Genomic DNA, 23334 nt, shown 5'->3' on the forward strand with positions numbered 1-23334 from the left:
GGGGGCCACCGGAGGAGGTGACCCGCACCACGGGAGGCGGCGTCCCCGATGAGGGGGCGCCGCCGCCGTCCCTGCGGCCGGTCAGTGCTGCTCGACGTCCATGCGGCGCACGAGGTCACCCGTGGAGGCGTACACGTGGCAGACGTCGCCGACCGCGAGGACGGCGCCGTGCCCCACGACCCGGCCGCCCTGCCAGCCGTTGGGCCAGTCGACGTCGGCGGTCATGGCGGACAGCACCGAGTCGACGTCCCGCGCGTTGAACGCCCGGTGGAGCGCGCGCAGCTGCTCGTCGCGGTCCGGCGTCGTCATGGTCGCGGCCTTCCCGGCGGCGTCGTGACGGGGGAGGACAGCGTGCCACGACGCCGCCGGTGGTGCGCCGTTATCCCCAGCATGACCACCATGGGAGAACCGTCAGCAGGGCACCGCCCCGGCGCGGCGCTCGTACCTCGTGCGGGCCAGCGCATGGGCGGTCCGGAGCAGATCGAGGAGCGCCTCCGTCGTGCGGGGTCCGGGGTCGACGACGGCGAGCCACCCGAGGCCGCCGTAGACGGGGTGCGCGCACACCAGGTCGGGGGTGCTCGCGTCGACCTCTCCGGGGGCCGGCTCCCGCGGATTCCGGCCGGTCCAGCGCCGGAACCCGGCCGTCCCGGCGGCGACGTTGACCCGGAAGGCGCCGGGGCGGTCCAGTCGCGATCCCGCGTCGCCGGGGTAGTCCTTGGTCACGATGGTGGCGAAGGGCTGCGTCCTCGGGACGATGCCGTCCGGGGCGTAGTAGCAGAAGGCGTCGCCCCAGCTGATCTCCGGCGAGCCGTCGCCGGGCCGCGGCCGGAGCGTCAGCACGCCGCCCAGGCCCTCGATGAACTCGATGACCTCGTCCATCCTCATGCCCTCGAGTGTCCCGTTGACCTGCTGGTGGAGACTTCGGCGGTCTCGACCGAGAGGATCGCGTGAGAAGTCTCCAGTCGGGCCTGAGGACGGTCGACGTCGCCCGGCGGGCCGGCTGCTCAGTCCAGCTGGTCCGGGACCTCGAGCGGGAGGGCGTCCTGCCGCCCGTGGCCCGCACCCCGTCCGGCTACCGCAGCTGGACGGAGGTGCACGTGCAGGCGGCGCTGGCCTACCGGGCCCTCGCGGCCGGCGCCGGACCGGTCGAGGCCCGTCGGCTGGTGCGCGCGGCCCACGCGGGCCCGCCGTCGGAGCTGCTGGCCCGCCTCGATGCCGCGCACGCCCGGCTGCACACCGAGCGGCGGGACGTCGCCCTGGCGCAGGAGGCGGCCGCGGCGATCGCCGCCGAGCCGATCGAGGACCCGCTCCCGTCGGACGCGATGGGCATCTCCGAGCTCGCCGGCGCCCTCGGCGTCCGGACCTCGACGCTGCGCCACTGGGACGCCGAGGGGCTCGTGGTGCCCTCCCGGTCGCCCGGCGGGCGGGCGCGCAGCTACGCGCCGGGCGACGTCCGCGACGCGCGGATCGTCTCCCAGCTGCGCCGCGCCGGGTACCGCATCGAGCCGCTGCGCGCGCTCCTGCCCGAGCTGCGCCGGGCGCGGCGGGGGGAGGAGGTCGCGGCTGCGCTGGCCGCGCGAGACGCCGGCATCACCGCGCGCTCGCGCGCCCTGCTCCGGGGCGCCGCCCTGCTCGACGCCCTGGTCGGTGCGCCGGCCCCGGCCGGCACCGGGGCGGGGGCGCGGTAGGACCGGGCGACCGGCGTTGGCATCCTCGGGGCACCGCCGTCCGCGTGGCGCTGCCACCCTGCTCCCCGGGAGCCGACCGTGCCCGTCCCCGTCCCGACCGGAGCGCCGCCGGCCTACTTCGAGCGGCTGGGCCCCGGCCGGTTCCGGGCCACCGAGCACACCGGCGGCGCCTGGTCGGTCACCGAGCAGCACATCAGCCCGCTGAACGGTCTGCTCGTGCACGCTCTGGAGCGGTTCGTGGGCGGGCGGGGGACCGGCGACGGGCTGGTCACCGGCCGCATCGCCTTCGACGTCCTCGGCGTCGTCCCGATCGCCGAGGTCGACGTCCACGTCGACGTGGTGCGCCCGGGACGCACCATCGAGCTGCTGGAGGCCGTCGCCGTCTCCGGCGGGCGCGCGGTCCTGCGCGCCCGCGCCTGGCGCCTGGCGCGGCACGACACCGCCGTGGTGGCCGGCGGCCAGCCCGACCCCCTGCCCCCGCCGGACGGGTTCGCGTCGTCACCCCTCTCGGCGGTGTGGCCCGGCGGCTACATCGCCTCGCTCGAGGTGCGGCCGCTGCGCACGCCCGAGCCGGGGCGGGCCACCGTGTGGCTGACCACCCCCGTCGCCCTGGTCGCCGACGAGCCGGTGGGCGCGCTGGCCCGGTTCGCCGGTCTGGTCGACACCGCGAACGGCATCGCCGTGCGGCAGTCCCCGAAGGCCTGGATGTTCCCCAACCTCGACCTGACGGTCCACCTGCACCGCCAGCCGGCCGGCCCGTGGGTGGGCCTGGACACCACCGTGGTGTTCGGGCCGGACGGCCTCGGCCTCACCACGACCGTGCTGCACGACGTCTCCGGCCCGGTCGGACGGGCCGAACAGCTCCTCACCGTGCGCCCCGTGAGCTGACCTCCGCCCCGCACGCCGCGGGCGGCCGGGCGGCGTCCTCGCGCCCGTCCCGTGGCGGGACCCCGTCGGGCGCGGGGCATGGGTCGTCGTCCTCGCCCGGCACGGACCCGCGGCCCTACGCTCGCGCCCTCACCGAGCCGAGGAGGGCGGCGTGGCCGCGGACACGACAGCAGGGACGACGCGACCGATCGGGGTCGGGGTCATCGGGTTCGGGTGGATGGGCCGCGTGCACGCCCAGGCCCACGCCCGGCTCCGCCACCACTTCCCGGACCTGGGGCTCGTGCCGGAGCTCGTCGCGGTCGCCGACGACGTCCCCGGGCGGGCCGAGCAGGCCGCCGGGCAGTTCGGGTTCGCCTCCGCCACCACCGACTGGCGTGCGCTGCTCGCCGACCCCCGGGTCGAGCTCGTGTCGGTCACCGCCCCCAACTGGCTGCACCGGGAGATCGGCGTGGCCGTCGCGGAGGCCGGCCGGCACCTGTGGATCGAGAAACCCGTCGGTCTCACCGCGGACGACGCCCGCGCGGTGGCCGACGCCGTCGCCGCGGCCGGCGTGCAGGCCGCCGTGGGCTTCAACTACCGGCACGCGCCCGCGGTGACCCTCGCCCGCCGGCTGGTCGGCGAGGGCGCGATCGGCCGGGTCACCCATGCCCGGTTCGCGTTCCTCAGCGACTACGCCGCCGCCCCCGAAGGCGCCTTCACCTGGCGCTACGAGCGGGCGCGGGGCGGCAGCGGCGTCCTGGGGGACCTCGCCTCGCACGCCGTCGACCTCGTCCGGTTCGTCCTGCAGGGGGACATCGTCTCCGTCCTCGCCGACACCGCCGTCTTCGTGGCCGAACGGCTGCGGCCGACCGGCGCGACGTCCGGCCACGCCCAGGTGACCGACGGGGTCCCCGGCCCGGTGGAGAACGACGACTACGTGTCCGCCCTGCTGCGGCTGTCCACCGGCGCCCGGGTGGTGCTCGAGGCCAGCCGGGTGGCCGTGGGGGAGCAGAACGCCTACGGCTTCGAGGTGCACGGGACGGCGGGCCGCCTCGCGTGGGACTTCCGCCGGATGGGCGAGCTCCAGGTCAGCCGGGGACCGGCCGCCCAGGACCAGGCGGTCACCACCCTCCTGGTGGGGCCGGACGCCGGGGACTACGCCGCCTTCCAGCCCGGTGCCGGGATCGCGATGGGCTACGACGACCTCAAGGTCGTCGAGCTGCGGGACCTGCTCGCCTCCGTCGCGGCCGGCCGGCCCGTCGGTGCCGGCCTGGCCGACGCCGTGCGCTCCGCGGTCGTCCTGGACGCGCTCGCCGCCGCCGGGGCCGGCGGCGGCCGGATCGAGGTCCCCACCGGCTGAGCCCTCTTGACGCTTCTGGTGAGCTCTGCCACATTCCTCATGTCACTATGTCCAGACATTTGAGGTCGCGGGCGATGGCGATGCATGGATGGTCGTCCCGCCGCACCGCGATGTCCTGGACGGCGCCCCCCCAGCCACCAGGACGGTGGCTCGTCGCAACGAGGAGACCGAGCATGAGCCGCACCCGGAAGACGCTACGAGCGGTCGTGGCGGTCACTGCCGCGACCGTCGCCGTGGCCGCCTGCAGCAGCGAGGGGGGTGCGCAGAACGCGCCAGGCGGCGGCGGGGGCGGCGGCGGCGACTACACCATCGGGATGATCACCCACGAGGCGCCGGGAGACGCGTTCTGGGACAAGATCCGCGCCGGTGCCAACGCGGCCGCCGACAACCTCGGCATCACGCTCAACTACTCCAACGCCCCGTCCGCCGGCGAGCAGGCCACCCTGGTGCAGAACCAGGTGGACAGCGGCGTGGACGGCATCGCGGTCACCCTCGCCTACGTCGACGCCGTGGGCCCGGCCGCCCAGAGTGCGGTTCAGGAGGGGATCCCGGTCGTCGCCTTCAACTCGGGGATCAACGACTACATGAACTACGACATCCCCATGTACTTCGGCTCCAACGAGCAACTCGCCGGCCGCACCGTCGGTGAGCGGATCGGGGCCGACGGCGGGCAGAAGGCCCTCTGCGTCATCCAGGAGCAGGGGCACGTCGCCCTGGAGACCCGGTGTGCGGGCGTGACCGAGGGCTTCCCCAACACGGAGATCCTCTACGTGCAGGGCACCGACCTCCCGTCGGTCCAGCAGACGATCGGCTCCAGCCTGCAGACCGACCCTTCGGTCACCCACATCGTCACGCTGGGCGCCCAGGTGGCCCAGGCTGCCCAGGCGGCCAAGACCGACACCCAGAGCCAGGCCGAGATCGTCACCTTCGACCTCAACCCCGAGGTGGCACAGGCGATCCAGGCCGGGGACATCGCCTTCTCGGTCGACCAGCAGCCCTACGTCCAGGGCTACATGGCCGTGCAGGCGTTGTACCTGAACCTGACCAACGGCAACGACATCGGCGGTGGCCAGCCAGTGCTCACCGGGCCGTCCATCGTCGATGAGTCCAACATCGACGTGATCCTCCCGTACGCCGAGAACAACACCCGCTGACCCGCGCCGTGGGGAGCCGGGGTGGCCCGGCTCCCCACGGACCACCCCGCCCCCACCTGGAGCAGTCATGAGTTCATCCGTGGCGACCCAGCCGTCCGCCCCGAGGGCAGCCGCCCCGCCGGTGCGCACGCAGCGCTCGCTCCTGTCGCGCCTGCTGGCCCGGCCCGAGATCGGCGCCCTCGCTGCGGCGATCGCGATCTTCGCCTTCTTCTACGCGGTCGCCGAGCCGTTCCGGACGCTGCCGGCGTTCGCGACCGTGCTCTACGCCAGCTCGACCATCGGCATCGTGGCGGTCGGTGTCGCGCTGCTGATGATCGGCGGCGAGTTCGACCTTTCCTCCGGTGTCGCGGTGGCGACCTCGGCGCTGGCGGCGGCGATGCTGTCCTACCAGTTCAGCTTGAACATGTGGGTCGGTGTCGTGGTCAGCCTGCTCATCGCGCTGGTGATCGGCTTCGTCAACGGCTGGCTGGTGATGCGCACCGGCATCCCGAGCTTCCTCATCACCCTCTCGACGTTCTTCATCCTCCAAGGCCTCAACCTCGGCGTCACCAAGCTGGTGACCGGCGCGGTCGCCACGCCCAACGCCAGCGGCCTGGACGGGTTCGAGTCCGCCCGGGCGATCTTCGCCGCGGACGTGGACCTGGGGTTCATCACGCTGAAGATCACCGTGCTCTGGTGGTTCCTGTTCGTCGCGGTCGCCAGCTGGCTGCTGCTGCGCACCCGCACCGGCAACTGGATCACCGCGGTCGGCGGCAACCAGGCCAGCGCCCGCGCGGTCGGTGTGCCCGTCCGCGCGACCAAGATCGGCCTGTTCATGGGGGTGTCGTTCCTGGCGTGGTTCCTGGGCATGCACCTGCTGTTCAACTTCAGCTCGGTGCAGTCCGGGCTCGGGGTCGGCAACGAGTTCATCTACATCATCGCCGCCGTCGTCGGCGGCGCCCTGCTGACCGGCGGCTACGGCTCGGCGGTCGGGTCGGCGCTGGGGGCGTTCATCTTCGGCATGACCACCCAGGGCATCGTCTTCGCCGGCTGGGACCCCAACTGGTTCCGCACCTTCCTGGGCGTCATGTTGCTGCTGGCGGTCCTGGTGAACCTGTACGTCAAGAACTACGCGGCCCGGAGGAAGTGACATGACCGACACCATCGCTGAGCACGCCGCCGCGGACCTGCGCGCCGGAGAGCCCCTGGTCGAGATGCAGGGGGTCGGCAAGGCCTACGGCGCCATCCGGGCGCTGGAGGACATCAACCTGACGGTGAACGCTGGCGAGGTGACCTGCGTCCTCGGGGACAACGGGGCCGGCAAGTCCACCCTCATCAAGATCATTTCTGGGCTGCACCCGCACTCGGAGGGGACGCTGCGGGTCGACGGGCAGGAGCGGCACTTCGGCTCCCCGCGCGAGTCCCTGGACGCCGGCATCGCCACCGTCTACCAGGACCTCGCGGTCGTGGGCCTGATGGAGGTGTGGCGGAACTTCTTCCTCGGCTCGGAGCTCCGCAAGGGGAAGTACCCGCTGGCACCCCTGGACATCAAGGCCATGCGGGAGATCGCCGACACCGAGCTGCAGAAGATGGGCATCACGGTCAAGGACATCAACCAGCCGATCGGCACCCTGTCGGGTGGGCAGCGGCAGTGCGTCGCGATCGCCCGCGCGGTCTACTTCGGCGCCCGGGTGCTGATCCTGGACGAGCCGACCGCGGCGCTCGGGGTCAAGCAGTCCGGCGTGGTCCTGAAGTACACCGCCGCCGCCCGCGACGCGGGTCTCGGGGTCGTGTTCATCACCCACAACCCGCACCACGCCTACCTGGTCGGTGACCACTTCGTCATCCTCAAGCTCGGCCGCCGGGTGCTGGACAAGAAGCGCTCGGAGGTCACCCTCGAGGAGCTGACCGCCGAGATGGCCGGCGGGCAGGAGCTCGCGGAGCTCTCCCACGAGCTGAAGCGCTGAGCGGACCGCCCTTTCCCCACGCTCGGCGCGGGACCTGAAGGGTGGCCCCGGCCCCGACACCGCCGTCCCCGACCACACGGCCCGGGACGGCGGTGTCGCGTCCGGGCGGGGTCAGTGGCCGCTGGTGTGCCGCTCGGCCTGGGCGGTGAGCTCGGCGTCCAGCGCCCCGGGTGACCACTCCTCCTGCAGCGCCCGCCACACCAGCTCGGCCTGGGTCTCGGGGGCGAGGCCGCCGATCGGCTGGTCCCGGTCGAGGTTGGTCGGGAAGGCGTAGCCCTCGGCGGAGGTGGCGACGACGTTGCGCAGGGTGCGCTCGTCGGCGCCGCGGCGCTTCAGCTCCAGCAGCGCCGGCTGGAGCGCGCGGCACATCGCCGTGCGGTCGACGGTCTCCATCGCCCGGCCGAAGGCCGAGGAGACCTGCAGCAGATTGGCCATGCGGCGGACGTCGGCCGACCGGTTGGTGCCGGCGCCGTGGAACAGCGCGGGGTTGAAGAACGCGGCGTCGCCCGTCCGCAGGGGCAGCTGGACGAAGTGCTCGTCGAAGTAGGCGGTGAACTCCGGCTGGTGGAAGGCGACGTAGCCGGGGGCGTACTTCTGCGAGTGCGGCAGGTACATCGTCGGCCCGGTCTCCACCGGCATGTCGCAGTGCGCCACCGCGCCCTGCAGGGTCATGACCGGGGAGAGCCGGTGCACGTGGGCCGGGTAGGCCAGGGCCTGCGCCTCGGACATGAAGCCCAGGTGGTAGTCGCGGTGGGCGACCTGCGCCTTCCCGCCCGGGTTGACCACGTTGACCTGGCTGGTGACCTGGTAGCCGCGGCCCAGCCACGCCTCGGAGACCAGGGCGATCACCTCGTTGCCGTAGTAGGCGGCGAAGGCCTCGGGGTCGCGGACGGCGAACTTGTCCAGCGCGCCCCAGACGCGGTCGTTGGCGCCGGGCGTGGCGAAGTGGTCCCCGCCGACGACGCCGGCCGCCTTCTGCTCGTCGATCATCGCCTGGAACACCGCCGTCGCCCGGTCGACCACCGCGGTGTCGGGGAAGGCGCCGGCGAAGACGACGATCCCCGGGCCGTCGGCCAGCGCGCGGGCCAGCTCGGCCTGCACGTCCCGGCGTCCCTCGGGGGTGGCGACGTGGTCGCGCAGCCGGGAGCCGTAGACGAGGACGTTCTCCCGGACCTCGTCGGCGTGGGGGTACTCGGCCAGGTCGGTGGTGGTCTCGACGACGGCGCGGAAGTCCTCCAGGCGGCAGTCGTCGGCGGTGAACCAGCCGGGGGTGCGTCGGGTGGTGACGGATGCGGTCATGGCGTCGTCCTTCCGGTGCGGGGAGCGTGCCGTCGAGCCTGACCGGCCGGTGCAGGGTCCACAAGGCCGCCGATACCTCAAGAACCCATCACCCAGGGGCCTCAGAACTCCTCCCAGACGTCGGGGTGCTGGCCGTTCACGCGGGTTCCGTCGGCGAGCGTGGCGATGCCCGCCAGGTCCTCGTCGGTGAGCTCGAAGCCGAAGACGTCGAGGTTCTCCACCAGCCGGCCGCGGGACGACGCCTTGGGGAAGGTGACCAGGCCCTGCTGCACGTGCCAGCGCAGGACCACCTGCGCGGGGGTCCGGCCGTGCCGCTCGCCGATCTCGGCGAGCACCGGCTGCCCCAGCAGCTCGCCGCCGTTGGCCAGGGGTGACCAGGACTCGGTGACGATGCCGCGGCGCGCGTCGTCGGCGCGCTGCTCCAGCTGGGGGTCCCGCGGGTGGCACTCGATCTGGTTGACCGCCGGCACCGTCGAGGAGGCGGCGGCCAGCCGGTCCAGGTGCCCGGGCAGGAAGTTGGACACGCCGATCGCCCGGGTCAGGCCGTCGGCCAGCAGCTCCTCCATCGCCCGCCAGGACTCGACGTAGCGGTCGAGCCGGGGGAGCGGCCAGTGGATGAGGTAGAGGTCGACGAAGTCCAGCCCGAGCCGGTCCAGGCTCGACCGCAGCGCCTGCTTCGCCGAGTCGTACCCCTGGTCCCGGCCGCGGAGCTTGGTGGAGACGAACACCTCCTCGCGGGGCAGGCCGGCGTCGGCGATGCCCTGCCCGACGCCGCGCTCGTTCTCGTAGCTGGCGGCGGTGTCGACGAACCGGTAGCCGACCTCGAGGGCCTCCCGCACGATCCGCCGGGTCCCCTCGTCGGGGAGCCGGGCGGTGCCGAGGCCGAGCTGCGGGATCGCGACGCCGTTGTTCAGCGGGACGGTGGGGACAGCGGTCATCCCGTCAGCCTCCTGAGCGGTCCCCCGCCCGGTCAACCGCGGGGATCCCTCACAGACCCCTCAGACTGGGTCCGTGCCGCACCCCTATCCGATCCGCGTGATCGCCCGCCAGGCAGGGCTGTCGGAGGCGACCGTCGACCGCGTCCTCAACCAGCGCGGCGGCGTGCGGCAGAGCACGGTGGACGAGGTCCACCGGGCCGTCGCCGACCTGGACCGGCAGCGGTCGCAGCTGCGGCTGACCGGGCGCACGTTCTTCCTGGACCTGGTGGTCGACGCGCCCGCCCGGTTCTCCTCCGCGGTCCGGGCGGCCCTGGAGTCGCAGCTGCCGCTGGTCCGGCCGGCGACGTTCCGGGCGCGGTTCCACCTCGCCGAGGCGCCGCCGGTCCCCGAGCTGGTGGCCACGCTGGACGGCATCGCCCGCCGCGGGTCGCAGGGCGTCGTCCTCAAGGCCCCCGACCACCCGTCGGTCGTCGCGGCGGTCGAGCGCCTCGCCGAGGCCGGGATCCCCGTCGTCACGCTGGTCACCGACCTGCCGACCAGCCGCCGCGTCGCCTACGTCGGCCTGGACAACCGGGCGGCCGGGGCCACCGCGGCCCACCTGCTCGACCAGTGGCTGCCGGACGACGCCGCCGTCCTCGTCACCCGGGGGACCGGCAGCTTCCGGGGCGAGGACGACCGGGAGATGGGCTTCCGCGCGACCCTGCGGCGCACGCGACCCGGACGGCGGCAGGTCGACCTGGTGGACGCGACCGGGGACGACGACGTGCTCCGCGGGCTCGTCCGAGAGGCGCTCGAGGCGGACCCGGACCTCGCCGCGGTCTACTCGATGTACGCCGCCGGCGGCAACGCCGCGACCGTGGCGGCCTTCGCCGACGCCGGGCGGACGTGCCGTGCCTTCATCGCCCACGACCTGGACGCCGAGAACCTCGCGCTGCTGCGGGAGGGGCGGCTGTCCGTGGTGCTGCACCACGACCTCGCCCTCGACCTGCGCCGCGCCTGCCACGTGGTGATGCAGGCCCACGGCGCCCTCTCCGGCGCCCCGCGGTCCTGGCACTCGGGGGTCCAGGTCGTCACGCCGTACAACATCCCGCCCGAGGCGGCCCGTTGACGGTCTGTTGAGGGATCGCCGGCGTTGACCTGCTGTGCTCGGACCCACAACCTGGAGCCGGCGCGGCACCGACGGGGTCGCGACGGAGTCGAGGAGGGGCCCGTGGGGCTGGACGTCGGGGTCATCGGGGTCGGGATGATCGGCCAGGAGCACATCGGCCGCCTCGACGGCGGACCCGGGGGCTGCCGGGTGGTCGCGGTGGCCGACGCGGACGCCGAGCGCGCCGCAGCCGTCGCCGCGCGGCTGCCGGCCGCCAAGGCCCTGCCCAGCGGCGAGGAGCTGGTCGCCTCCGACGCGGTCGACGCGGTCGTCGTCACCTCGTGGGGGCCGACGCACGAGCCGTACGTGCTGGCGTGCATCGCCGCCGGCAAGCCGGTCTTCTGCGAGAAGCCGCTGGCCACCACGCAGGAGGCCTGCCGGCGCATCGTCGACGCCGAGGTCACCGCCGGCCGCCGGCTGGTCCAGGTCGGCTTCAACCGGCGCTACGACCCCGCCCACCGGGCCCTCAAGCAGGCCGTGGACGGCGGCGCGATCGGCGCCCCGCTGATGGCGCACTGCGCCCACCGCAACGCCTCCGTGCCGCCGCACTACACGCGCGACATGTCCATCGCCGACACCGCCATCCACGAGATCGACGAGCTGCGCTGGCTGCTGGGCACCGAGATCGTCGCCGTGCAGGTGTTCACCCCGCGGAAGAGCAGCCGCGGGGGAGCGCTGCAGGACCCGCTGCTGGTGCTCTTCGAGATGGCCGACGGCGTCCTCGTCGACGTCGAGGTGTCGGTCAACGTCCACTACGGCTACGAGATCCGCTGCGAGGTGTCGGGGGAGACCGGCACCGTCGAGCTGGCCGATCCCGCTCCGGTGCGCCTGCGCCGCGAGGGCGCCGTCGCCGGTCTGGTCCCGGCCGACTGGCGGGAGCGGTTCGCCCTGTCCTACGACGTCGAGCTGCGCGAGTGGGTCGACACCGTCGTCGCCGGTGGGCCGCCGCAGGGCCCGAGCGCCTGGGACGGATACGCCGCGCAGGTCGTCTCGGACGCCGCGCTGCAGTCGCTGCACTCCGGCGGCCGGGTGGCGGTCGAGCTCCCCGCGCGGCCGGAGCTGTACCGGTGAGGGACCGCGCCGAGCCCCTGCGGATCGGGGTGCTGGGCGCCGCCCGCATCGCCGAGCGCGGCATCGCCGTCCCCGCGCGGGACACCGGCAGCCGGCTGGTGGCGATCGCCGCCCGGGACCCGGCGCGGGCCGGGGCGTTCGCCCGGGCGCACGGCGTCGAGCGCGTGCTGCCCACCTACGCCGACGTCCTCGCCGACCCGGACGTCGAGGTGGTCTACAACCCGCTGCCCAACGCGCTGCATGGTCCGTGGAACCTGGCCGCGGTCGCGGCCGGCAAGCACGTGCTGTCCGAGAAACCGTTCGCGTCGAACGCGGAGGAGGCCGCCGAGGTCCGGGACGCCGCGCGGGCTGCGGGCGGGACGGTCATGGAGGGCCTCCACCACCTCTACCACCCGGTGGTGCGGCGGCTCCTCGGTCTGGTGGACGCGGGTGAGCTGGGGGACGTCGTCCACGTCGAGGCGACGATCGCCATGCCGCCGCCGGACGACGGCGACCCGCGGTGGTCGCTCGAGCTGGCCGGCGGGGCGCTCATGGACCTCGGCTGCTACGGCCTGCACGCCCTGCGCAGCCTGGCGCCGTGGACCGGCGGCGACCCGGTTCCGGACGCCGCGCGGGCGGGGGAGCGGGCGGGCGCCCCGGGCGTCGACGAGTGGCTCGACGTCGACCTGCACTTCCCCTCCGGCGCCACCGGCACCGTGCGCTGCAGCATGGTGCACCCCGACCGGGACTTCTCGCTGCGCATCGTCGGCACCCGCGGGCGGGCGACCGCGCCGGCGTTCGTCGAGCCCAACCGGGACGACCGCGTGCTCGTCCGCACCCCGGCCGGTGAGCGGACCGAGCACCTCGGCACCCGGACGTCGTACACCTACCAGCTGGAGGCGCTGATCCGGGCGCTGCGGTCCGGGACCCCGGTCCCCACCGACGCCGACGACGCGGTGGCCACCATGACGCTGGTCGACCGGTGCTACCGGCTCGCCGGGCTCCCGCCCCGGCCGCGGGCGGGGATCGAGCTGCACCGGGCCGGGGCCTGACCCGGCGCTACAGCTTCTCGGCCGCGGCGCGCAGGTTCTCGGCGGCGAGGGCCAGGCCCTCCAGCCGGTCGTAGGCGGCGTCCTCGTGCTCGATGTTGACCGCCATGTCCGGGTCGACCTCGGCCAGCGCCCGCAGGAACTCCGTCCAGTAGTCCACGTCGTGCCCGACGCCCACGGCCACGAACCGCCAGCCGGGGTTCTCCGGCCAGGCGGTGCACCAGAAGCCGTAGCCGGTGGGCACCTTGCCCGGGGCGTCGGCCGGGACGCGCTCGAACGAGGTGTCGAGCACCCCGCGGATGTCGACCCCGGGGGTGATCATCGCGTCCTTGGCCGCGGCGTGGAACACCAGCGGGCCGAGGTCGCGGATGCAGGCGACGACGTCCATGCCCTGCCACATCAGGTGCGAGGGGTCCATCTCGGCGCCGATGTTGGCGGCGCCGATGGTGTCGACCAGCCGGCGCAGCGTGACCGGCGAGAAGACCAGGTTGTGCGGGTGCATCTCGATGGCCACCCGGACGTCGGAGGCGCGGGCGAGGGCGTCGATCTCCGTCCAGAACGCGGCCGCGACGCCCCACTGGTAGTCCAGGACGTCCAGGTAGACGCCGTCCCACGGGTTGACCACCCAGGACGGGTACCGGGCGTCGGGGTCGGAGCCGGGCGTGCCCGACATCGTGACGACGTTCCTGACGCCCAGCAGGCCGGCCAGCTCGATGGTGCGCCGCAGGTCGTCGGCGTGCTTGGGGCCGACGCCGGGCAGCGGGTTGAGCGGGTTGCCGTTGCAGTTGAGCCCGGTCAGCTCCATCCCGCGCGAGGAGAACGTCTCCAGGTAGTCGCGACGGGCCTGCTCGGAGGCCAGCAGCAGGTCGACGTGGCAGTGCGGGGAGGGGATGAACCCGCCGGTGTTGACCTCGACCGAGGTCAGGCCGCTGGCCTGCAGCACGTCGAGGGCCTCGGCCAGGGGGCGGTCGTGCAGGCAGGCGGTGTAGGCGCCGAGCTTGAGCGGCATGGGGGATCGGCCTCCGGTCAGTGGGTGGGGACGGGAACGGCGGCGCCGTCGGACTGCGCGGACTGCACGACGGCCTGGATGACCTGCATCGTGTGCAGCCCGTCGGCGAAGGTGGCGTTCGGCGGCAGCGGGTCGGGGGTGCCGACGATCTGGTCGAGGAACGCGCGGCACTGGTAGACGAACATCTCGGCGTTGCCGCCGCCCACGCCCGGGGCCTCCATCGGGTACCCGCCGGCGAAGTAGGGCATCTGCGGGCCGACGATGACCTGCCGGGCGCCGCGGGTGCGGGCCTCGGGCTGCGGGTCGTCGAACAGGTACTCGGAGGGACGGTGCCAGTCGAAGGAGGCGCGCCCGCCCAGCCCGTACACGTCGAAGGCCAGCCCGTTCGGCATGCCGAAGGCGGTGCGGGAGACCGAGAAGGACGCGGTGAGCCCGGACTCGAACCGGGCCGAGAACACGGCGGTGTCCTCGTTCTCGACCTCGCCCATCTCCTCGCTCACGGGAGCGGCGTTGTGGCCGACCACGGCGCCGAGCGGCAGCGGGCGCTTGGCGATCTGGGTCGACAGCGCCGCCCCGGCCACCGACACGATCGGCCCGCAGACGAACTGGCCGGCGTCGATGACGTGCGCGCCGATGTCGGCCAGCGCGCCGGAGCCGGGCCCACCCCGGAACCGCCAGCTGAGCGGGCCGCGGGGGTCGCAGGCGTAGTCGCACCAGTAGCGGCCGTCGAACAGGGTCAGCTCACCCAGCTCGTGGTTCTGCACGTGGTCGCGGATGGCCGCGATCGCCGGTGACCGGCGGTACGTGTAGCCGACCGCGGTGACGACGTCCGCGGACTGCTCGGCGGCGACCATCGCCCGGGCGTCGTCCAGGGAGCCGGCCAGCGGCTTCTCGCAGAGCACGTGCTTGCCGGCGGCGATGGCCGCCTCGGCGATCGGCCGGTGCAGGGCGTTGCCGACGACGATGCTGATCGCGTCGATCGAGGGGTCCTCGACGACCTCCTCCCAGCTGGGCAGGGCCTGCTCGAAGCCGTAGCGGCGGGCGGCGTCGCGGGCCAGCTGCTCGTTGGCGTCGGCGATCGCGGCCAGCCGGACCGGCGGGAGCCCCGCGCCGAAGACGGTGTTCACCTGGCGGTAGCCCGCGGCGTGGCTGCGGCCGGCCATCCCGGCCCCGATCACCGCCACCGACAGTGGTCGCTGCGACATGGCTGCTCTCCTCGTCATGGGGGTGGACGCCCGCCCTGGCGGTGCGGACGGCGGTCTCGCGGACGTGGCACGCTCCGGCGGGGGAGCGGCTGGACCCGGGCACTGTTAAAGCGCTTTAATGATGGCGCCGATCACAACAGGGCGCCGCGGTCGTGTCAAGGGAGGCGGTGGGTCGTCGTGGGCGCAGAGGAGGTCCCGCGTCGTCCGCGGCTGCAGGACGTCGCGGCCGAGGCCGGGGTCTCGCCGGCGTCGGCGTCGCTCGTGCTGCGCGGCGTCGCGGGCCCCAGCAGCGCCACCCGCGAGCGGGTCCTCGACGCCGCGGCCCGGCTGGGCTACCGGCCCGACCGCGCGGCGAGCCTGCTGGCCCGCCGGCGCAGCCGGCTGATCGGGGTCCTGATGGACGTCCGGAGCACCTTCCACGCCCAGCTCGTCGAGGACGTCCACGAGGCGGCCGAGGAGCACGGGTACGACCTGGTGCTCAGCACGGTGACCCGCACCCGGGACGAGGGGCGGGCGGTCGAGACGCTGCTCGACTCCCGCTGCGAGGCGCTGGTGCTGCTCGGCACGGAGGCCCCCGCCGCCCGGCTGCGCGCGCTGGACCGGCAGCTGCCCGTGGTGGCCGTCGGCCGCGCCGTGCCCTCGGCCGGGGTCGACGTCGTCCGGGTCGCCGACGACGACGGCGTCGCCCAGGCCGTCGACCACCTCGTCGGCCTCGGGCACCGCCGCATCGCCCACGTCGACGGCGGGCCCGGGGTCATCGCCGCCGGCCGGAGGCGCGGCTACCAGCGGGCCATGCGCCGGCACCGGCTCGGGTCGCACGTGCAGGTCGTCGCGGGCGACCACGGCGAGGCGTCCGGGGCCCGGGCGGCGCGCACGCTGTTCGCGTCCGACGCGCCCCCGACCGCCGTCATCGCCTACAACGACGCCTCGGCGGTGGGCCTGCTCGACGCGCTGCTGCGCAGCGGCGTGGACGTCCCGGGTCGGGTGTCGGTGGTGGGCTACGACGACAGCCCGCTCGCGCGGCTGGCGCACGTCGACTTGACCACCGTCAGCCAGGAGTCCGGGCAGCAGATGCGGCACGCGGTCGCCGCGGTGGTCGAGCGGCTCGACGGCGGCCGCAGCGAGCCGCGCGAGGTCGTCGTCCCCCCGCGCCTCGTGGTGCGGGGGACGACCGGCCCGCCGCCCGGGGAGCAGTGACCCCCCTCCGCGGCGAGGTCGCGCGGTCTCGCACGCTCCGCGGGCCGTGTGCGTGCGAGATCGCGTGATCTCGCCGGAGCGGGCCGCCGGACTTTGTCCTGACAACCGGTTGACAGTGGTGTGGGTCACCGGCGAGTCTTTCAAGCGCTTCAAGCCGAGTCGCCCACGCCCGCGGAGACCCCTCATGGCCGACGCCGCCATCGACTACAACCCGTTCGCCCCGGACTTCTACACGTCCGACCCGTTCGGGACCTACCGCCGGATGCGCGACGAGGCGCCGGTCTACTACAGCGAGCAGTGGGGCTGGTACGCCCTGACCCGGTTCGAGGACGTCCGGGCGGCCGCGCTCGACGCGGACACCTTCCGCAGCTTCGAGGGCATGGACATCGACGACAGCCGCCTGGAGCAGGTCCCGCCGGGGTCCATCGGCAGCATGGACAACCCGCGGCACGACCAGGTCCGCTCGGTGGTGCAGCCGTACTTCCTGCCGCGCCGGATCGCCGCGCTCGAGGACGGCATCCGCGCGGTGGTCCGCGACCTCGTCGCCTCCTGGCGGGACCGCGGCGCGGGCGGCCGGGGCACGGTGGACATCGCCCAGGAGCTGGCCTGGCCGATGCCGTTCGACGTCTTCTTCCACCTCATGGGCCTGCCGAGCCGGCACGACCGGGACCCCCTGGAGCGGGCGCGGCGCGAGCAGCTGGAGCACTGGACCCACGAGCTCAAGGACCGGGTGCCCGGCACCCCGCACCTGACCCCGGTGGCGCGGGCGGCGACGGCCGGCGTCCAGCAGTTCTTCATCGACCTGCTCGAGGAGCGCCGCAGGCACGGGCGCGACGACCTCGTCACCGAGTTCGTGAACGCCGACATCGACGGCGTGCCGTTCGTGGGGGAGCGGGTCACGACGGAGTCCGAGGTCAGCGGCCTGATGATGATCCTCTTCCTCGGCGGGGTGGAGTCCACCGCCGGGCTGACCGGCACGCTGTTCACGCTGCTCGCCGAGAACCCCGACCAGCGGGCGGTGCTGCAGGCCGACCCGTCGCTGATCCCCGCCGCCGTCGAGGAGGCCCTGCGCCTCATCACGCCGCTGCAGCTCACCGCCCGCACGACCTCGCGCGAGGTCACCCTGCACGGGGTCACCATCCCCGCCGGCGGGCGCGTCGTCCTGATCCCCGGCGCGGCCAACCGCGACGAGCGCCAGTTCCCCGACCCCGACCGGTTCGACGTCACCCGGCCCCGGGGCCGGCACCTGGGCTTCGGCGAGGGGGTGCACGGGTGCCTGGGCGCGCCGCTGGCCCGCCTGGAGGCGCGGATCGCCCTGGAGGAGGCCCTGCCGGTGCTGGGCGACTACGAGCCGGCCGGCCCGCCGACGTTCTACCCGAGCTCGCCGAACATGTACGTCTGGAGGAACCTCCCGATCACGTTCGGCGCGCCGGCGCGCCGGCCGCACGTCGAGGCCGTCCACCACCGGACGACGACCGTCACCCTCGCCACCGCGGAGTTCGAGGCCGAGGCGACGGTCGCCGCCAAGGAGGAGGTGGCCGACGGCGTCGTCGCCCTGACCCTGCGCGAGACCGGCGGCCGCCCGCTGCCCGCCTGGGAGCCCGGCGCGCACGTCGACCTCGTGCTCGACGCGGCGCCCACCCGGCAGTACTCGCTGTGCGGGGACCCCGCCGGCCACTCGGAGTACCGCCTGGGCATCCTGCGCGACCCGGACGGCCGCGGCAGTTCGCGGTTCGTGCACGACCGGCTGGCCGTCGGCGATCGGGTGCGGGTGCGCGGCCCGCGCAACAACTTCCCGCTGGTCGGCTCCCTCCGGTACCTGTTCATCGCCGGCGGCATCGGCATCACGCCGCTCCTGCCGATGATCCGGGCGGCGGAGGCCGCGGGCGCCGACTGGCGACTGGTGTACGGCGGCCGGCAGCGGGCGTCGATGGCCTTCCTCGACGAGCTCGCGTGGTACGGCGACCGGGTGTCGGTGCGCCCGCAGGACGAGACCGGGCTGCTCGACCTCGACGGCCTCCTCGGGAGGCCCGAGCCGGACACGCTCGTCTACTGCTGCGGCCCCGAGCCGCTCCTGGCGGCCGTCGAGCTGCGCTGCGCCGGCTGGCCGCGCGGCGCGCTGCACGTCGAGCGGTTCGCGCCCCGGCCCCAGGGCGAGCCGGCGCGCGCCGAGGCGTTCGAGGTCGTGCTGCGGCAGAGCGAGCTCACCCTGACCGTCCCGCCGGACCGGTCGATCCTGTCGGTCGTCGAGGAGGCGGGGGTCGGCGTCCTGTCCTCGTGCGCCGAGGGGACCTGCGGCACCTGCGAGACCGCCGTCCTCGACGGCGTGCCCGACCACCGCGACTCCGTCCTCACCGATGACGAGCGGCAGGCAGGCGACTGCATGATGATCTGCGTCTCGCGGGCCCGGGGCGACCGGCTGGTCCTCGACCTCTGACCCTGCAGCGGCACTCGTGCGGGTCGATGCCGGGACGGGATGACGGCTGGTGGCCGCGTGTCCGGACACGCTGCGGTGGCCCGGTGGCCCGGTGGCCCGATGGCTCGGTGGCCCGGTGGCCGAGGTGGCGACCGGGCGGCCGGCCGGGACGGTTTGCGTCGGCGGATCGGACGACCCGGGCCCAGGTCCTCGCCGCCCGCCAGGCGTTCGCTGCAGAGCCGGGCGTTCGGACTCACTGGTCTAGAACCCCAGGGCCCGCCAGGTGGCAGGCCCGACGATGCCGTCGGCCACCAGTCCGGAACGCCCCTGGAAGTACCGCACCCGGGCGTCCGTCTTCGGACCGAAGTCACCGTCGACGTCGAGTGGCGGGAGGCTGGGGTACCAGCGGTTCAGCGTCTCCTGGAGCCTGCACCGCGTCGCCCGTGCTCCCCAGCCGGATCGTCGGCATGGCCGGCGGGGGCGGAGGCGGCGGCGTGCCGCCCTGCATGACCTGGTTGAGCCGGTCCACGGTCAGCCCGCCGTTCGCGGCCCACCACATCAGCTCGACGTGCCCGTGGTCGGTGTGTGGTGAGGACCCGGAGTACGGGCGCCAGTCAACCGCGATCGACGACCAGATCCTCCGGTTGTGGATGACGCACTGGAGGCCGAGCTCCTGGGAGTTGAGCCGGAAGGTGTCCATCACCCCCCAGGACCAGGTGTTCCCGACGGGGGTCCCCAGGTCGGCGGCACGCCCCTCGGCGTGGAGGCTGAAGACGGATCCGCCGGTCACCGGACGGCAGTTGTAGATGCCGAGATTCGTCGCGCCCCGGTCCCCGTAGGCGCCGAGCCACCACGACATCAGGTTCCGTGCGCCCGGCGTGGGACCCCCGGTGCAACTCCGTGCGCCCTGGTAGCCGCCGATCTGGATGGTCACTGACCGGCGTCTTCCGGGGCGGGCACCGCATGGAGCGCCGGGTCGACGTGGTCCGGGTCCTCCGGGTCCTCCACGGGTGCAGGGGGTTCGGCGCTCACCTCGTCGGCGTCGAGCGCCATCTGCGGGTCGAGGTTCGAACTCGTTGGGCGCGCCGGGGTCACGGTCCGACACGAGGCACCTCCTCCATCTCGTCGGGACGGGTGCTCGGCGAGGTCCCCCTGGGGGCCCCTCGGGGGACCGGGCAGTGCGCATCCGCGCTGGAGACTCTGCCCACGTCCGCCGGCGGTTGACCACGCCCATGACCCCCGTTCCGGTCCCGCGGGCCGACGCGCGGGCGCGGCCACCACGCGGCGGTCCGCACGGCGCTACCGGACGTGTGAGGCCGAGGGGCACGGTGAGCAGCTCGGCGAGCGGGACCAGAGCATGTGCTCAGCGTCGATTCCGGGAACCGCGAGAACGGCGTGCGCCGCGCAGGTCTCGCAGCGGGAGCCGCTCGGTCACCCGCGGCGGTTTCCGCGGAAACCGCCGCCTCAGCGGGGCGGGGCGGTGGTGCTCCGGACGACGAGGCGGGGCGGGACCACGAGCTCACGCTGCTCGACGGGGACCCCGTCCAGCCGGTCGAGAGCCCGCCGCACGGCCAGCGTGCTCAGCTGCGCGACGTCCTGCGCGACGGAGGTGAGGTCGACCGAGGAGAGCCGGGCGATCCGGCTGTCGTCGTAGCCCGCCACGCTCACCTCGTCGGGCACGGCCCGGCCGGCCCGGCGCAGGACGTCGAGCACCCCGAGGGCGCAGCGGTCGTTGAAGACCGTGACCGCACCGGGCAGGGGGCCGGCCAGGAGGGTGCGGGCCGCGGCGGCGCCGTCGTCCTCGGTGAGCCCGCCGGGCACGACCCGCGGAGCGAGGCCGTGCCGGCGCACCGCGTCCCGGTAGCCCCGGCGCCGCTCGGCGGCCCCGGGGGCCCGCCCGCCGTCGACGTGCACCACGTCGCGGTGGCCGAGCGCCACCAGGTGGTCCACCGCCAGCTGCACGCCCTCGTCGTCGGCGGTCCGGACGACGTCCACCGCGGCGGACCGCACGGGCCGGGCGACGACCACCACGGGGAGGCGGGTCGCCAGGTCGGTGAGCTGTGCGGTGGGCGCCGAGGGGCCGAGGAGCACCAGCGCCTCGCAGCGGTCCCGCAGCAGGCTGTCGACCGCCCGCTGCTCGCCGCGTCCCGGTGTGACGGCGCTCAGCGCCAGCTCGTACCCGGCCTGCTCCGCGGCGTCGTAGAGCCCGGCCACCAGGTCGCCGTGGAAGGCGTGCTGGACCCCGAACACCACGCCGATCAGGCGGCTGCGGGAGCTGCGCAGCAGGCGGGCGCGCGTGTCGGGGCGGTAACCGATCTCGTCGGCGGCGCGCCGGACCCGCTCGCGGGTCGCCGTGCTCGCCCCCGGGGCGTCGCGCATGACGATCGAGACCAGGGCCGTGGAGACCCCGGCGCGGGCCGCGACGTCGGCCAGGGTGGGTCGCCGGTCGGGGCTCGTCGAGGGCACTGCGCGAGCGTAGTCCGAAGAGGTAGAACGTTCTAGTCCCCGGCCCTTGACGGAGGGAGGCGACGGGCGGCACGCTGACACCGACCTAGAACGTTCTAGCACAGGAGTCGGGATGGCGAACGAGACGGTGGGCGTGGCCGTGATCGGGTCGGGGCGGATGGGGGCCTTCCACGCGGAGACGGTGGCCCTGCGCCTGCCGCAGGCGCGGCTGGCCGCCGTCGTCGACCCCGCGCCGGGTGCGGCCGAGCGGCTGGCCGGGGCGCTGGGCGCGGACCGCGCGTACACCGACGTGGCGCAGGCCTGGGGCGACCCGGCCGTCCACGCCGTGGTGATCGCCGCACCGGCCCGGTCGCACGCCGACCTCGTGGTGGCCGCCGCGGCGGCCGGGCGGCACGTGTTCTGCGAGAAGCCGATGGCGATCACGCTGCCGGACGCCGACCGTGCGATCGACGCCGCCCGCGACGCCGGCGTCGTCCTGCAGGTGGGGTTCAACCGGCGGTTCGCGGCCGACTGGCGCGGGGCCCGGGCGCTGCTCGACGCCGGCACCCTGGGGACCCCCCGGCTGCTGCGGTCGATCACCCGCGACCCCGGCGGCTTCGACCCCGCCCGCGTCCTGCCCGACACGATCTTCCTCGAGACGCTGATCCACGACTTCGACACGCTGCGCTTCCTCAACCCCGGCGCCGAGGCCGTGGAGGTGTACGCGAGCGCCGACGCGCTCGTGGAGCCGTCCTGGCGGGACCGTGGGCTGCTGGACACGGCGGTGGTCACGGTGCGGTTCGACAACGGGGCCATGGCGGTGGCCGAGGCGTGCTTCGAGGCCTCCTACGGCTACGACGTCCGCGGTGAGGTGCTCGGCTCCGGCGGCATGGCCACCATGGGCGACGGCCGGCGCAGCGGGCTGGCCTTCTCCGGGCCGGCCGGCCGGCTGGTCGAGACCGTCCGCGGCGACCAGGAGCTCTTCCCCGGCGCCTACACCGCCGAGCTGGCGGCCTTCGTCGACGCCGTCCGCGCCGGGACCCGGGCCCCGGTGACCGGGGAGGACGCCCGCGCGGCGCTGGCGATCGCGCTGGCGGCGGCGGAGTCGGTGCGCACCGGCCGTCGCGTGCGGGTCGAGAAGTGAGGCCCCGTCCAGGGCACCGCCCCGAGCCTGCGAGGGGTGGGGAGGACGGGGTCCTCTATCGGCTGGCCGCCTCGGCCGAGATGCTCTTCCTCGACCTGCCGTTCGAGGAGCGGGTGCGCCGGATCCACGGCCTGGGCTTCGAGGTTGAGATCTGGGACTGGACGGCCAAGGACGTCGATGCGCTGGCGGCGACCGGCGCGACCTTCTCCTCGATGACCGGGTACGTCACCGGCACCCTGGCCGACGCGGACGGCGCGGCGGAGCTGCTGCGCACCGCCGAGCGGTCCCTCGCCGTCGCCGAGCGGCTGGACTGCCCGCGGCTGAACGTGCACGGGACCGGGCTGGACGGGCGCGGGCTGCCGGTGGTACCCGCCGAGGTCGTGACCCCGGCGATGTGGCTGACCGCCGCGCGCACGCTGGAGCGGCTGGCCGCGCTGGGGGAGCGGGCCGGGCGGGTCTTCACCCTCGAGAACCTCAACACCGCCGTCGACCACCCCGGCACGCCGTTCGCCCGCGCCGCCGACACGATCGCGCTGGTGGAGGCCGTCGGCAGCCCGCACCTGCGGCTCAACCTGGACATCTACCACGCGCAGATCGGCGAGGGGAACCTCGTCCAGCTCGTGGAGCGGGCCCTGCCGCTGGTGGGGGAGATCCAGGTGGCCGACGTCCCCGGCCGCTGCGAGCCGGGCACGGGGGAGATCTCCCACCCGGCGATCGCCGCCGCGCTGGACCGGCTCGGCTACGACGGCGTCGTCGCGCTGGAGGGCTGGGCCTCCGGCGACCCGGCGGAGGCCCTCGGGAGGTTCCGCACCGCCTACACCTGAGCAGCACGCCGAGCAGCCCCGCGGTCGACGACCGCGGGGCTCTCTGGCGTGCGCGGGATCCGGAAACGGCCCTCGACTAAGTCCTAATGTCCTGACATAGTGGGCGTGACCGGAACCACGTCGTTCTGCCGCCGACCCCGGAGGTCCGCCAATGCCGCTCGTCCGCATCGACGTCGTCGAGGCACGGCGCACCCCCGAGGAGCTGCGTCTCCTGGCCGACACCGTCCAGGAGGTGATGCTCGACGTCTTCGCCGCACCGCCGGGGGACCGGTACCAGGTGATCACCGAGCACCGTCCAGGGCAGCTCATCTGCGAGGACACCGGCCTGGGCATCGAGCGCACCGACGACCTCGTCGTCCTCCAGGTCTTCCAGCAAGGGCGCTCGGAGGAGCAGAAGCGGGCCCTCTACGCCGGTCTGGCGCGCCGACTGGAGGAGGCCGCCGGCCTCCAGCCCAGCGACCTCATCGTCTCGGTCGCCTCGAACACCCGCGAGGACTGGTCCTTCGGCCTGGGCCGCGCCCAGTTCCTCGAGGGCGACCTCTAGCCGCGGGGGGTGTCGTCCCCCTCTTGCCGTCCCGCCCCCCGGAGGGAGCACA

The 23334-nt window shown here is 74.5% G+C and carries 24 protein-coding genes; 14 read left to right on the forward strand and 10 right to left on the reverse strand.

From position 1 onward, the window contains the following. Positions 1 to 81: 81 nt before the first annotated feature. Both ACI78Z_RS13390 and ACI78Z_RS13395 read right to left on the reverse strand, forming a co-directional pair. Positions 82 to 309 carry a hypothetical protein gene (locus ACI78Z_RS13390; RefSeq protein WP_457037028.1) on the reverse strand — a complete coding sequence of 76 codons (228 nt, stop codon included), beginning with the start codon at positions 307 to 309 and terminating at the stop codon, positions 82 to 84. Positions 310 to 411: 102 nt separating this feature from the next. After that, complete coding sequence (locus ACI78Z_RS13395; RefSeq protein ID WP_457037029.1) at positions 412 to 885, reverse strand: DUF6194 family protein; 474 nt, start codon at positions 883 to 885, stop codon at positions 412 to 414. 62 nt (positions 886 to 947) lie between these two features. Here ACI78Z_RS13395 and ACI78Z_RS13400 point away from each other — a divergent pair, with 62 nt between their 5' ends. The 6 genes from ACI78Z_RS13400 (at position 948) to ACI78Z_RS13425 (ending at position 7015) form a co-directional block, all read left to right on the forward strand. Beyond that, on the forward strand, positions 948 to 1688 hold the full coding sequence (locus ACI78Z_RS13400; protein ID WP_457037030.1) for a MerR family transcriptional regulator: 741 nt from the start codon (positions 948 to 950) through the stop codon (positions 1686 to 1688). A 78-nt stretch (positions 1689 to 1766) separates the two neighbouring features. After that, on the forward strand, positions 1767 to 2576 hold the full coding sequence (locus ACI78Z_RS13405; protein ID WP_457037031.1) for a thioesterase family protein: 810 nt from the start codon (positions 1767 to 1769) through the stop codon (positions 2574 to 2576). Between the two features lie 151 nt (positions 2577 to 2727). Further along, the gene (locus ACI78Z_RS13410; protein ID WP_457037032.1) at positions 2728 to 3915 is read left to right on the forward strand and encodes a Gfo/Idh/MocA family protein; all 1188 of its coding nucleotides are present in this window, start codon (positions 2728 to 2730) and stop codon (positions 3913 to 3915) included. Between the two features lie 173 nt (positions 3916 to 4088). Then, positions 4089 to 5069 carry a substrate-binding domain-containing protein gene (locus ACI78Z_RS13415; protein WP_457037033.1) on the forward strand — a complete coding sequence of 327 codons (981 nt, stop codon included), beginning with the start codon at positions 4089 to 4091 and terminating at the stop codon, positions 5067 to 5069. 67 nt (positions 5070 to 5136) lie between these two features. Next, a complete protein-coding gene (locus ACI78Z_RS13420; protein ID WP_457037034.1) occupies positions 5137 to 6198 on the forward strand; it encodes an ABC transporter permease in 1062 nt (353 codons plus the stop codon). Between the two features lies 1 nt (position 6199). After that, positions 6200 to 7015, forward strand: a complete 816-nt coding sequence (locus ACI78Z_RS13425) for an ATP-binding cassette domain-containing protein (protein ID WP_457037035.1) — start codon at positions 6200 to 6202, stop codon at positions 7013 to 7015. A 111-nt stretch (positions 7016 to 7126) separates the two neighbouring features. Here ACI78Z_RS13425 and ACI78Z_RS13430 read toward each other — a convergent pair whose 3' ends face one another. Together ACI78Z_RS13430 and ACI78Z_RS13435 are read right to left on the reverse strand one after the other, a co-directional pair. Continuing rightward, the gene (locus ACI78Z_RS13430; protein WP_457037036.1) at positions 7127 to 8314 is read right to left on the reverse strand and encodes a phytanoyl-CoA dioxygenase family protein; all 1188 of its coding nucleotides are present in this window, start codon (positions 8312 to 8314) and stop codon (positions 7127 to 7129) included. 101 nt (positions 8315 to 8415) lie between these two features. Further along, positions 8416 to 9252: an aldo/keto reductase gene (locus tag ACI78Z_RS13435; protein WP_457037037.1), complete on the reverse strand. Its 837-nt coding sequence runs from the start codon at positions 9250 to 9252 to the stop codon at positions 8416 to 8418. A gap of 73 nt (positions 9253 to 9325) precedes the next feature. Between ACI78Z_RS13435 and ACI78Z_RS13440 the strand changes: the two genes are divergently transcribed. From ACI78Z_RS13440 to ACI78Z_RS13450, 3 genes are all read left to right on the forward strand, one after another. Beyond that, positions 9326 to 10360 carry a LacI family DNA-binding transcriptional regulator gene (locus ACI78Z_RS13440; protein WP_457037038.1) on the forward strand — a complete coding sequence of 345 codons (1035 nt, stop codon included), beginning with the start codon at positions 9326 to 9328 and terminating at the stop codon, positions 10358 to 10360. Positions 10361 to 10462: 102 nt separating this feature from the next. Beyond that, on the forward strand, positions 10463 to 11470 hold the full coding sequence (locus ACI78Z_RS13445; RefSeq protein WP_457037039.1) for a Gfo/Idh/MocA family protein: 1008 nt from the start codon (positions 10463 to 10465) through the stop codon (positions 11468 to 11470). Next, on the forward strand, positions 11467 to 12501 hold the full coding sequence (locus ACI78Z_RS13450) for a Gfo/Idh/MocA family protein (protein ID WP_457037040.1): 1035 nt from the start codon (positions 11467 to 11469) through the stop codon (positions 12499 to 12501). The genes ACI78Z_RS13445 and ACI78Z_RS13450 overlap by 4 nt, the downstream gene beginning before the upstream one ends. A 7-nt stretch (positions 12502 to 12508) precedes the next feature. Here ACI78Z_RS13450 and ACI78Z_RS13455 read toward each other — a convergent pair whose 3' ends face one another. Further along, positions 12509 to 13507, reverse strand: a complete 999-nt coding sequence (locus tag ACI78Z_RS13455; RefSeq protein WP_457037041.1) for a sugar phosphate isomerase/epimerase family protein — start codon at positions 13505 to 13507, stop codon at positions 12509 to 12511. Positions 13508 to 13524: 17 nt separating this feature from the next. Beyond that, complete coding sequence (locus tag ACI78Z_RS13460) at positions 13525 to 14712, reverse strand: Gfo/Idh/MocA family protein (protein WP_457037042.1); 1188 nt, start codon at positions 14710 to 14712, stop codon at positions 13525 to 13527. Positions 14713 to 14889: 177 nt separating this feature from the next. Here ACI78Z_RS13460 and ACI78Z_RS13465 point away from each other — a divergent pair, with 177 nt between their 5' ends. Continuing rightward, positions 14890 to 15909 (forward strand): LacI family DNA-binding transcriptional regulator, encoded by a 1020-nt coding sequence (locus ACI78Z_RS13465; RefSeq protein ID WP_457037043.1) that lies wholly within the window; start codon positions 14890 to 14892, stop codon positions 15907 to 15909. Positions 15910 to 16093: 184 nt separating this feature from the next. Then, entirely contained in the window at positions 16094 to 18346 is a 2253-nt protein-coding gene (locus ACI78Z_RS13470; RefSeq protein ID WP_457037044.1) for a cytochrome P450/oxidoreductase, read from the forward strand. Positions 18347 to 18586: 240 nt separating this feature from the next. On the opposite strand, the gene ACI78Z_RS13475 is transcribed toward ACI78Z_RS13470, so the two are convergent. The 4 genes from ACI78Z_RS13475 to ACI78Z_RS13490 form a co-directional block, all read right to left on the reverse strand. Continuing rightward, positions 18587 to 18739, reverse strand: a complete 153-nt coding sequence (locus ACI78Z_RS13475) for a peptidoglycan-binding domain-containing protein (RefSeq protein ID WP_457037090.1) — start codon at positions 18737 to 18739, stop codon at positions 18587 to 18589. Then, the gene (locus tag ACI78Z_RS13480) at positions 18693 to 19259 is read right to left on the reverse strand and encodes a hypothetical protein (RefSeq protein WP_457037045.1); all 567 of its coding nucleotides are present in this window, start codon (positions 19257 to 19259) and stop codon (positions 18693 to 18695) included. The genes ACI78Z_RS13475 and ACI78Z_RS13480 overlap by 47 nt, the downstream gene beginning before the upstream one ends. Further along, positions 19256 to 19420, reverse strand: a complete 165-nt coding sequence (locus ACI78Z_RS13485) for a hypothetical protein (protein WP_457037046.1) — start codon at positions 19418 to 19420, stop codon at positions 19256 to 19258. The genes ACI78Z_RS13480 and ACI78Z_RS13485 overlap by 4 nt, the downstream gene beginning before the upstream one ends. A gap of 369 nt (positions 19421 to 19789) precedes the next feature. Further along, on the reverse strand, positions 19790 to 20791 hold the full coding sequence (locus tag ACI78Z_RS13490) for a LacI family DNA-binding transcriptional regulator (protein ID WP_457037047.1): 1002 nt from the start codon (positions 20789 to 20791) through the stop codon (positions 19790 to 19792). Positions 20792 to 20903: 112 nt separating this feature from the next. Between ACI78Z_RS13490 and ACI78Z_RS13495 the strand changes: the two genes are divergently transcribed. The 3 genes from ACI78Z_RS13495 (at position 20904) to ACI78Z_RS13505 (ending at position 23282) form a co-directional block, all read left to right on the forward strand. After that, positions 20904 to 21914 carry a Gfo/Idh/MocA family oxidoreductase gene (locus ACI78Z_RS13495; protein ID WP_457037048.1) on the forward strand — a complete coding sequence of 337 codons (1011 nt, stop codon included), beginning with the start codon at positions 20904 to 20906 and terminating at the stop codon, positions 21912 to 21914. An 80-nt stretch (positions 21915 to 21994) separates the two neighbouring features. Next, positions 21995 to 22738, forward strand: coding sequence for a TIM barrel protein (locus ACI78Z_RS13500; protein WP_457037049.1), 744 nt, complete (start codon positions 21995 to 21997; stop codon positions 22736 to 22738). A gap of 151 nt (positions 22739 to 22889) precedes the next feature. Then, the gene (locus ACI78Z_RS13505) at positions 22890 to 23282 is read left to right on the forward strand and encodes a tautomerase family protein (RefSeq protein WP_457037050.1); all 393 of its coding nucleotides are present in this window, start codon (positions 22890 to 22892) and stop codon (positions 23280 to 23282) included. Positions 23283 to 23334: the final 52 nt, after the last annotated feature.

This window comes from Geodermatophilus sp. SYSU D01176, from assembly GCF_054050015.1.